This is a genomic window from Micrococcales bacterium, assembly GCA_009784895.1.
GTDB lineage: Bacteria > Actinomycetota > Actinomycetes > Actinomycetales > WQXJ01 > WQXJ01.
Map to the genome: position 1 here is coordinate 17,353 of WQXJ01000034.1, position 10,398 is coordinate 27,750.

General features: G+C 62.6%; 10 protein-coding genes and 1 pseudogene. 1 reads left to right on the plus strand and 10 read right to left on the minus strand.

Annotated elements, in window-relative coordinates; genetic code table 11:
* Positions 1-116 precede the first annotated feature (116 nt).
* The 10 genes from FWD29_06990 to FWD29_07035 form a co-directional block, all read right to left on the minus strand.
* Entirely contained in the window at positions 117-905 is a 789-nt protein-coding gene (locus FWD29_06990; protein ID MCL2803680.1) for a glutamine amidotransferase, read from the minus strand.
* Entirely contained in the window at positions 902-2,143 is a 1,242-nt protein-coding gene (locus tag FWD29_06995; GenBank protein ID MCL2803681.1) for a MurT ligase domain-containing protein, read from the minus strand. The genes FWD29_06990 and FWD29_06995 overlap by 4 nt, the downstream gene beginning before the upstream one ends.
* Positions 2,140-3,513 (minus strand): replicative DNA helicase, encoded by a 1,374-nt coding sequence (dnaB, locus tag FWD29_07000; GenBank protein ID MCL2803682.1) that lies wholly within the window; start codon positions 3,511-3,513, stop codon positions 2,140-2,142. Before dnaB ends, FWD29_06995 begins: the two co-directional genes overlap by 4 nt.
* A 368-nt stretch (positions 3,514-3,881) precedes the next feature.
* Positions 3,882-4,331: a 50S ribosomal protein L9 gene (gene rplI, locus FWD29_07005; protein MCL2803683.1), complete on the minus strand. Its 450-nt coding sequence runs from the start codon at positions 4,329-4,331 to the stop codon at positions 3,882-3,884.
* A 15-nt stretch (positions 4,332-4,346) separates the two neighbouring features.
* Positions 4,347-4,580, minus strand: a complete 234-nt coding sequence (rpsR, locus tag FWD29_07010; protein ID MCL2803684.1) for a 30S ribosomal protein S18 — start codon at positions 4,578-4,580, stop codon at positions 4,347-4,349.
* A gap of 27 nt (positions 4,581-4,607) precedes the next feature.
* Positions 4,608-5,222 carry a single-stranded DNA-binding protein gene (locus FWD29_07015; GenBank protein MCL2803685.1) on the minus strand — a complete coding sequence of 205 codons (615 nt, stop codon included), beginning with the start codon at positions 5,220-5,222 and terminating at the stop codon, positions 4,608-4,610.
* A gap of 10 nt (positions 5,223-5,232) precedes the next feature.
* The gene (gene rpsF, locus FWD29_07020) at positions 5,233-5,532 is read right to left on the minus strand and encodes a 30S ribosomal protein S6 (GenBank protein ID MCL2803686.1); all 300 of its coding nucleotides are present in this window, start codon (positions 5,530-5,532) and stop codon (positions 5,233-5,235) included.
* Between the two features lie 198 nt (positions 5,533-5,730).
* Positions 5,731-7,482, minus strand: coding sequence for a SulP family inorganic anion transporter (locus tag FWD29_07025; protein ID MCL2803687.1), 1,752 nt, complete (start codon positions 7,480-7,482; stop codon positions 5,731-5,733).
* 758 nt (positions 7,483-8,240) lie between these two features.
* A complete protein-coding gene (locus FWD29_07030; GenBank protein ID MCL2803688.1) occupies positions 8,241-9,377 on the minus strand; it encodes a hypothetical protein in 1,137 nt (378 codons plus the stop codon).
* On the minus strand, positions 9,374-9,868 hold the full coding sequence (locus FWD29_07035; GenBank protein ID MCL2803689.1) for an excisionase family DNA-binding protein: 495 nt from the start codon (positions 9,866-9,868) through the stop codon (positions 9,374-9,376). Before FWD29_07035 ends, FWD29_07030 begins: the two co-directional genes overlap by 4 nt.
* 112 nt (positions 9,869-9,980) lie before the next feature.
* Between FWD29_07035 and FWD29_07040 the strand changes: the two are divergent.
* Positions 9,981-10,181, plus strand: a pseudogene (locus FWD29_07040) (type II toxin-antitoxin system RelE/ParE family toxin).
* Positions 10,182-10,398 lie beyond the last annotated feature (217 nt).

The following is a 10,398-nucleotide window of genomic DNA, read 5'->3' on the forward strand; positions in this document are numbered from 1 at the left end:
ATAGTGCATTTCTTGCCGGGTAGATCGCGCATTTACTGGCGAAAGGTTCGCTCAGAACCCGACTCTTGGCAAGGGGGTCCGTGATCTCGGCCTGAGAGAGTCGGGTCGTCGCTGGGTCAGGTGGGCAGGCGGCGGCGGGGGGCGGCGCTGGCGGCCTCGGCTGACAGGCGACCAGATTTGACATAGGCCACCCGTTCGGCTCGGAGTTCTTCAACGAAAGGTGCCTCTAGCGGGGCCAACTCCAGGCCGGCGGCCTGGGCAATCAGGTAGTCCGCCAGGGCCGGGTTGCGGGCCAGGACTGGACCGTGCAAATAGCTTGCCAAGATGTTGCCTTGGACGGCGCCTTCCCAGCCATCACCGGCCGGCCCGCCGCTGCCGTTGCCGACCCCATTGGTCACCTTGGCCAGAGGCCGGGCATCAGGGCCAAGGCTGGTGCCACCACCGTGGTTCTCATAACCGGTCAAGAAAGGCAGGTCGAGGTCCGCCACCGGTTCGGTCAGGATTTCGCCAATCGCCCGCACTTGGCGCCGGCGGGTGGTGACGTCAAGAATGCCCAGCCCGGCGGTGATCTGGCCGCCGGTGATTTCAAAGCTTTGTCCCAGAATCTGTAGACCGGCGCAAACCGCGAAGATGGTGGCGCCGGCGGCGTGGGCCTGGCGCAACCCCGGGCTGGCGATCAGCCGTTCGGCTGCCACGACTTGGCCAGCGTCTTCACCACCACCGAGGACATAAATGTCAGCTCCGGCCGGTATGGCGTCTTCTGGGCCCACAGTCACCAGATCGGTGGCCAGGCCGCGGGCCCTGGCCCGGTGTTGCAGGACCGTTAGGTTGCCGCCGTCGCCGTAGGTGCCCATTAGGCCGGGGAAAAGTTGCACCATGGCCAAGCGGCTGGTTGTGCTGCTCATGAGGTCACCATCCGGCCTCGGAGTTCTTGAAAAGCGGTGTAGTTGGCGACAATGTCCATGGCCCGGCCGGCTGGTAGATCGACGGCCGCATCAAGCGGATCCGGGCTGACCCCGCGCGTCTTCAGTCCGGCCACATCCAACCGCACGGCCAGGTCGTAGCGTCGCTCCCCGGCGACCCAGACCTCGGTGCCGGCCAGCTCTTCAAATGGCACATCCCAAATCCATGATGGGTCGCGTCCATCTGCCCCGCGGGCGTTGAGAGCCACACACAAGGCTGCCGGCGAGGCCTTGACCAGAGCCAACATTTCGGTCCAACTTGCCGGGTTCTTGCCCAGCAACAGCCGGGTTTGGCGGCCTTGGTAGGGGCCGGAGAAATACCGCCCATCGACGTCGCTGACCTGGCCACAAGCGGCCAAAGCCGCCTCTGCCCCAACCCCGGCACCGTGGGCGGCGGCCGTAGCGATGGCGGCGTTACCCAAGTTGAATGAGCCGGGCAGAGCCAAGGTCACTGGCCAGGTTCCTCCGGGACCAGCCACAGCGCCCTCTGCTGGTTCAACCCACCAGCTGACCTCAGGCCGGGTCAGGGCACAGCCTGGGCAATCCCAGGTGCCTGAGGCCCGGTTGATGGCTTGCCCGCATTCAGGGCAGAGCATTGAATCGGCTGTCCAACCCTGACCGCAACCAACCCAGACCACCCGCCGGGCGCCACTGGCAGCCCAGACCACAATTGGATCATCGGCGTTGGCAATCACGGTGACGTCAGGGCCAAGCGACAAAACCATGGCATGCCAACGCCGGGCCAGCATTTTGACCTCGCCACCCCTATCAAGCTGGTCGCGCGAAAGGTTCATCAGCAAGACTTGGCCAGCCCCGGTGGCCTGAGCCAAGGCTGGCAGGTGGGCCTCATCGACCTCCAGGGCAGCGAATTGGGCTTGACGGGCCGTGGCCAGGGCTGTGACCACGCCAGGGGCCATATTGGCGCCGGTCGAATTATGTGCCACCGGCCCAAGTGTGCGCAGCGACTGGGCCAACATCCGGGTGGTAGTCGATTTGCCGTTAGTGGCGCTGACCAAGGTGACCATCTTGCCAGCACAAAGCTGCCCAATCAGCCCAGGGGCGACTTTCAGCATGACCCGGCCGCCAACCACCTGACCGCGCCCGCGCCCAGCCAGCCGCGAGGCACCAGATGCCAGCCGGCCGGCGGCCATGGCCAGACGACCGCGCAGGCTCAAGCTCACAGGTCATCCCCCATGTCTTTGAAACGAGCCCGGTGGCCCTGGAAAGCCACGGCGATATCCGCTGTGGGACCGTTGCGGTGTTTGGCCACAATCAGATGCGCCTCACCCCGCGGGTCGTGCTGGGATTCCTCGTCTTTCTTTTCTGGCCGGTGCAACAAGATGACCAAGTCGGCATCTTGTTCCAGTGAGCCCGATTCGCGCAGGTCGCTCATTTGAGGTTTCTTGTCTGCCCGCTGTTCGGCTGAACGGTTGAGCTGCGAAATCGCCACCACAGGCACATTCAGCTCCTTGGCCAGCAGCTTCAGGGCCCGGGAGAACTCTGAGACCTCTTGTTGGCGCGATTCGACCCGTTTACCTGAGCTCATCAACTGGAGGTAGTCGATCACCACCAACTTGAGGTCGTTGCGCTGTTTCAGTCGCCGGCATTTGGCCCTGATTTCCATTAGGGCCAAATTGGGTGAATCGTCTATGAACAGCGGCGCGCTTTTGATGTCACCCAAACGCCGGGCCACCGCCGCCCACTCGATTTCCGAGACATCGCCGTGGCGCAGCTTCTGCAAGAAGACTCCCGATTCGGCCGAGATCAGCCGCTGGGTGATCTCAGAGCGGGACATCTCCAACGAGAAGAAAACAGTAGTCAGGCCGTGGTGAACGGCGGCGCTGCGGGCAAAGTCCAAGCCCAAAGTTGATTTGCCAACGGCCGGCCGGGCCGCCAAGATGACCATTTGCCCGGGCCGCAGCCCGCCAGTCAACCGGTCGAGCCGGCCAAAACCGGTCGGCACACCGGTGACTTGACCGGCATGCTCCTGAAGTGCCTCGATTTCGCTGATGACCGGATCAACGACATCTGCCAGAGGCAAAAAATCATCTGAGCTTTGCCGTTCGGTGACGGCGTAAACCTCGGCTTGAGCCGCATTGACCAAGTCGTCAACCGCGTCACCGGCGGTGGTGTAACCGAGCTGGGTGATTCGGGTGCCGGCATCCACCAGTCGCCGCAGGACGGCCTGGTCGCGCACAATCTGGGCGTAATAGGCGCCGTTGGCGGCCGTGGGGACCTCGGCGATAAGCGAGGCCAAATACGGTGCGCCGCCAACCCGGCCAATCTGGCCACGCCGGGTCAGTTCCGCCGAAACGGTGACCGCGTCAACCGGCTCACCACGCCCGTAAATGTCTGTGATGGCATCGAAAACGACCTCATTGGCTGGGCGGTAGAAATCATCCCCCCGGACAATCGCCACAACCTCCGCCAAGGCGTCCTTCGACAACAGCATTGAGCCCAGGACAGAGCGCTCGGCTACAAGGTCTTGAGGGGGTAGCCGGTCAAATGCCACCGGGCCGGCGGAAACCGGCTCGACGCCAACTGCGGTCACAGACGCCCCCTTTGCTCCAATCTGTGAAACGGTCACGGTCCATTTCTACAACGTGCCACGGACACAGTAGTCCGCTCATCACATCACCGCAGGCCAAAGGGCAAAAATGCTGTGAATCCGCGGACCATAAGTTGGGGACAAGTGGCCCGAGTCTGTGGAAAACCAGATCCGGTTTCCTAGCCAGCGACTAAACACCACAGGTCGCTGTGCCGCCGTTAGCCACAAGCTGTGGATTTCGCTGCATCTCACAAAGCGAGACGCTGGGCATCCAAGTTGAAGGGCGGACTTGACATCTACCCGGCTTGTGGTAGCAACTGACCAAGGCTGGACCCGGGCCAGATCATCGCGACCAAAGCTGGGCCAATGACCTATTCAGCGACCACTTCGATGGTGACAGTTGCCACCACTGAGTCATGCAATTTGGCCTGTAAGGCGTATTCGCCAGTGGTCTTGATGCGCTCTTTTAGGTCGATCTTGCGCTTGTCCAGCTCCAGGCCGGTGGCGGCCTGGACGGCCCGGGCCACGTCATCGGTCGTGACGGTACCAAATAGCCGGCCGCCGGCCCCGGCCTTGGCCTGGACCTGCACCACCTTGTCCGCCAGGCGTTCTTTCGCCGCCAGGGCGTCTTCGACGCTGGCCATCTCGCGAGCCTTGGTGGCCCGCCGCATGGTGGCGATCTGCTTGGCAGCGCCTTTGGTCCAAGGAGCAGCCAGATTGCGCGGCACTAGGTAGTTGCGGGCATACCCGTCCTTGACCTCGAGCACGTCACCGGGAGAACCCAGGCCCTCGACCTCGTGGGTCAGAATTATCTTCGCCATGTCTGGTTCTGCTCCTTACCGACCTGAGCTCGAATAGGGCAGCAGGGCCATTTCGCGCGCGTTCTTGACGGCCTGGGCAATGGCGCGCTGTTCTTGCACGCTGACACCGGTGACCCGCCGGGCGCGGATCTTGCCGCGCTCCGAGACGAACTTACGCAGCAACGCCACGTCCTTGTAGTCGATCGCATCATTAGCACCGCGCAAGGGGTTGGCCTTTTTCTTCGGCTTGCGCATTGGAGGCTTTGGCATAGTTGGTCCTTTGCTCATGCTTGGTGGTTAAAAGGGCGGGTCGTCGTTGGCATTGCCGGTTACGCCCGGTGCCGCCCACGGGTCCTCGGCCCGGGCCTGGGCGTAGACGCTCTGGCCAGCCCCAGGGCTGGCCGGCCGGCCACCTTGGCCGCTGGCTTGGGGGGCGGCCTCGGCCTGGGGCCTGGGACCGGCCTGGTCATCCCTGGCCGGGGTGTTGTATCCGCCTTGGTCCTGGCCGCTGAATCCGCCCTGGCCGCCATAACCGCCAGAGCCGCCGCGGGCATTCCTGGTGACCTTGGCGCTGGCATAACGCAGCGACGGCCCCACCTCATCGACTTGCAGCTCAACCGCGGTTCGCTTTTCACCGTCGCGGGTCTCGTAGGACCGCTGGGTCAAACGACCCTGGGCGATCACACGTGTGCCCTTTACCAGGGTCTCGGCCACATTCTCGGCCGCTTCGCGCCACACTGAGCAGCGCATAAACAGCGTCTCGCCGTCCCGCCACTGCTGGTTCTGCCGGTCAAAAACCCGAGGGGTCGAGGCGATCGTGAAGTTAGCCACAGCGGCACCAGAAGGGGTGAAGCGGAGCTCCGGATCCCCTGTCAGGTTGCCGATTACGGTGATGATTGTGTCGCCAGACATGGCGCTCCTCTCAGGCCTCTAGGGCCTCTGCGGCCCTGAGCAGTTTGGTTCTGAGGACCGATTCTGCCAGACCCAAAAGCCGGTCCATTTCCTTGGCCGCTTCTGGCTCAGAAGTGAAGTTGATGACCACGTAGTAGCCCTCGGACCGCTTCTTGATGTCGTAAGCCAGGTGGCGTTTACCCCAAAAGTCCTGGTTGTCGATGGTGCCACCGGCACTGGTGATGACTTTGAGATAGCGCTCCAAATGCTTGGGGAGTGACTTCTCTTCCAATTCGGGATCAAGGATGATCATGATCTCGTATGGACGCATACTTCAACCCACCTCCTGTGGTCTATTCGGTCACGGTCCATCCGTGACAGGAGGGTCTGCACCCAAGCCGCGCGCTCAAAGCGACGTGGCCGGGCAACCGCCACAGCCTAGCCCATTGGGGCCGCGCCCCCCAAATAGACCCAGCCCTGACCTTCGCCCACCACCTGGCGACGAGGTGACCAACTGCCGAACTTGGCGCTACTGCGAAACCGGAGGACCGGCATCGGGCATAGGCGGACCGCCGGCGGCGCGACCCTGGGCCACCTGCCAGCGGGCCAAGGCAATGGCCTGCTCTTCATCTTCAAGGTTGTGTTCGGGGTGTTCCAGGGCGTCAAAAACACCGGCCCCTTTGGCCATCTCCAGGTGAGAGGGCCTGAACGAGTGCAATAGCACGGTGATGTGACGTTCTTCCAGCGTGGCGACCATATCGCTGAGCACCTGGGCGCCGGTCGAATCGAGGATCCTGACCCGGTCCATACCGACCACCACAACTTGAACCCCTTCAATGTGGCTGACCTGGTCAAGCAGGCGCTCGGCCGTGGCAAAAAAGAGCGCACCGTCAACGGAGTAGTAGGCGACTAGCTCATCGCCCTCCTCCGGCGGGCCGGGCAGATCAACTCGGTAAACCCCGGCGATCGACGAGATGGTCCTGAGCGCAAAAACCGCCGCCACGGCAATACCAATGGCCACGGCGTAGATCAGGTCGACCGAAACGGTTATGACCGCCGTCATGGTGAATAGCAGGGCGTCTTGGTGGGACAAGTGCATCAAGGTTTTGGCGGTTGACAGCGGCACCATGCGCACGGCCGTAACCATTAGCACCCCGGCCAGCGCCGCCAGGGGAACCTTGTCGACCACGGTCGAGGCGGTGTAGACAATCGCCACCAAGGTTAAGGCGTGGACCACGGCTGCCACTCGAGTGCGGGCGCCGGATGAGACGTTGACCGCCGTGCGGGCGACCGCACCAGAGGCGGGCATGCCGCCAAAGAAACCGGCTGTGATCGAAGCCAAACCCTGGCCAATCAGCTCCCTATCAGCGTTGAAGGGCCCGGTTTGGCGGTGCTGAGCGGCCACCCGGGCGGAAAGCAGCGATTCGATGGCGGCCAAGGCTGCCACCGCCAAGGTGCCGCCGAGTACGGCTTTGATAGTGGCAAAGTCGACTGCCGGCATTGTCGGGGCCGGCAGGCCGGGGGGGATATGGCCAATGATGGCCACTTTGATGCCGGCCAGTTGGTAGACGGTGGTCACCAGCACCAATCCGACCAGTGACCAGGGAATTTGGCGTGAAATCCGCGCGCCTAGGACCATAGTGGCGGCCACTCCGCCTGCTGCCAGCACCGTCCAGATGACACTTGACCAATCGGTCCGGCCCAGGCACTGCAAAGTCGCCACCACCGGGCTGGAACTGAGGTTCTTGTTTTCGACCCCTAAGAAGGCCGGGAATTGCTGCAAGAAGATGATCACGGCCACGCCGTGGGTGAAGCCTTCGATCACCGGCCAGGGCACGGCCGCCACCATCCGGCCCAGGCGCAGCAGGCCAGCCACTATCACCAAAACGCCGGCCACCATGCAGATGAAACCCAAAACGGCGGTGCCGTGAGCGGCCATGATTGGTGCTAGGACTACGACCATGGCGCCGGTTGGCCCGGACACCTGCACATTCGAGCCGCCAAAGATGGCCGCCACCAGTCCGGCCACAATCGCCGTGATCAGTCCGGCCTCGGCGCCGGCACCGGAACTGACGCCAAAGGCCAGGGCCAGTGGCAGGGCCACTATGCCTACCGTTAGGCCGCTTAGAACGTCGGCCCGCCAGGTCAGGCGGAGGGGGGAGTAGTCATCGAGGCTTGGTAGTAGCGAACGGAAACTAGCCTTGGCGGCGCCTTGGTTTTGGTTGCCCGATGCCGGCCCTTGGCCGGGTGCCTCGGGTTGGCTTGGTTGGTCCTCGAGCACAGTGCGTCCTCGCAGCTGGATGATTTGTTGTGTCCATCTTATGCCTTGGTGGGTTACGTCCGGCACACCGCATCGCCGCCGGTCGCTGCGGGTCGCCGCGCCACTGGAACTCTGCCACCAGGCACCTGCCGCCGGCCCCCGGACAGCACGGCATCGAGTTCACCCCACACCGGACAGCACGGCATCGAGTTCACCCCACACCGGACAGCACGGCATCGAGTTCATCCCACACCGGACACTGAATCTGTATAACCCCAGGTCGGTACCCAACCACTGTCCGGTTTCGCTCAAAGTCGATTCGTTGTCGTGCGGTTTGGAGCAAACTCGATCAAAGCAACCCGGCCAACCACCATCGAGTTCACCCCACACCGGACAGCACGGCATCGAGTTCACCCCACACCGGACACTGAATCTGTATAACCCCAGGTCGGTACCCAACCACTGTCCGGTTTCGCTCAAAGTCGATTCGTTGTTGTGCGGTTTGGAGCAAACTCGATCAAAGCAACCCGGCCAACCACCATCGAGTACCCCCAAGACGGGTGAATTCCCTGGCGGCCGCGGCCAAGACTTCACATAGCTCGCGCGGTTGCCCCTGCCGGAGGCTGGACAGGTCGTGGATGAGCGGGGCACCACCTGAGCTGTGTGCCCAAGACGCGCAGAGTCAGCCTCTGTTGCTGCCGACCTAGTGCTGACGCCTGACAAACCAGGCGGTCGGTGGGCCCAGCGTTTGTCGCCTCTCCCGCCGAGATTGGCCCAGTTCACGCGCTATTGGTCTGGTCGAAGGCTAAGACGTCGGCGTGGAATTGCCTGACCACGTTTTCGAATTGGATGAAGGAGTCTTCTGGGTATAACAGGTCGATTCTGAAGCTGGGATATTTGTCCAGCTTGTCGTCGGCCAGGTGCACACCCGGAACCTGCTCAAGCCCAAACTTGAGCCCTCGCCGGGCTTGGACGGTGTCATGGGGCGGGCCCATTGTCTGGAACAGGATCTGAACAAACACATCGATGTTCGCGTTGTATACGCAAAACAATTCGTGCCCCTGGCCATTACCCAAGACCGGCGTCAAAGTCCCGTGGGCTGCTCCCCTGCCCCACCGAACGCGCCCTTTGAGACTCCCAACCAGGCTGAGAATCCGTCGACACGTGGCAACCGCGTCCTGGCCGCTCAGCCGTTCTGTGTCTGCCAAGAAACTGGCTTCGTCCCATTGCCTGGAGCCACGCCGTTTGGTCTGGCTGGCAGCTTCCGTGGCGCCAACAATGTCCGGCACCAGCGTGGTCAAACCGTCCCCCGATAGGTATTGCTTGATCTCGAGCCCCAGAACCTCGGTGGTGGTCATTTGGTCGTTGAGGAACTCGATGATCCGCTGCAGCGACGGCGGAATGACATCGGCCGCGAAGATCAGGCGCAGCCGGCCGGAGCGCAAATTGGAGCTGACCTGCTCCCAAAACTCTTCCTCCCGCTCGGGTGCCACACCAATGCTCGCCAGAGTGCCGGCATCGGCCAGATGGGCCTGTTCCTCATAACTCGACCGCAAGTCCTCGAGCGACCAGTATTGGCTGCCGTTGGCGGCGTAGTCCAACATTTGCGCCACCACCTCACGGCGCAGGCGCGTGTCGCTGCTTCGCTTCACCTCAACAAATGTCGGCACGGCGTCCTGGTCAATGAAGAGATGATCCAGCGACCACTGCGCGCCACCGTCTTGCTCGGCCGGCACACCCATCTCCCTAGCAACCAACACCCACTGCCTGGGGGAATCGGGTGTGATCTGGTCCCCCGCCAACAGTTCGGGGTGCTTGGCGATGAGCTCCTGGAAGTAGTCCTCATTGACGTAGGGTTCCTGGGCCAGGGCACGCAGCTCGCCGTCCTGGAGTCTCACAAAGATCTGTCCAGTCATCGGTTCACCTCGATTGGATAGTGGCTTGGGTTTGCCGACCGCCTGGTTGTCACAAAGCCGTCAACGTCGCCCGGAATCGTCGCCGCGTCTGCCAGCAGCTCCGTCATGGCAGTGTCCCTCTGAGTGGCCATTGCCCGCTTGTATGCAAGGACATCAACCAGCTTGACCCGACGATGGTTGGCCGGCCTGTCGCATGGGATTCTGCCCGAATCGAGTATTCGGTTCATGGTTGGCCGGGAAACGCCAAGCAGGCTGGCCGCCTCTTGCGCGGTCAGCACCGTGTCCTGCGGGTAGACCACAACGCCCCGGCCTTGGGCAAATTCCCTGGCGGCCGCGGCCAAGACCTCGCATAGCTCGGGCGGCAGATCCACGGGCTTTCCACCAGCGGTAACAACGGTGGCAGCGCCGCCTTTGCTCAGAGCGTCTGACACTGCGGAATAGCGGTTTTTGGCGCTGGTCCCGGACTGCGGTGCCGGCAGCTTCTGTGCCATGCCCCAATTCTAATTCGAACAAATCGAAAGCACAAGCCAGCGATGTGCGGCCCAGCCGGTCGCCGCGCCTAACGCCTAGCGTTATTGACGTGTCGCGTTAACTGGTGCTCGTGTGACCAAGTCGTTCGGCAACAAGGACACCGAGCGGCTTGCGAACCGGGAACCAGTTAGGTCGCTTGATACCCGAAGCCATCGAGTTGCTCTGCGGAAGCTGAGGATGCTGGGAGCTGCGGCGACCTTAGATGACCTGCGAGTGCCGCCGGGCAACCGCCTTGAGGCGCTCAAGGGTGACCGCGCGGGACAGCACGGCATCGAGTTCACCCCACACCGGACAGCACGGCATCGAGTTCACCCCACACCGGACAGAACGGCATCGAGTTCACCCCACACCGGACAGCACGGCATCGAGTTCGCCCCACACCGGACACTGAATCTGTATAACCCCAGGTCGGTACCCAACCACTGTCCGGTTTCGCTCAAAGTCGATTCGTTGTTGTGCGGTTTGGAGCAAACTCGATCGAAACAGCCCG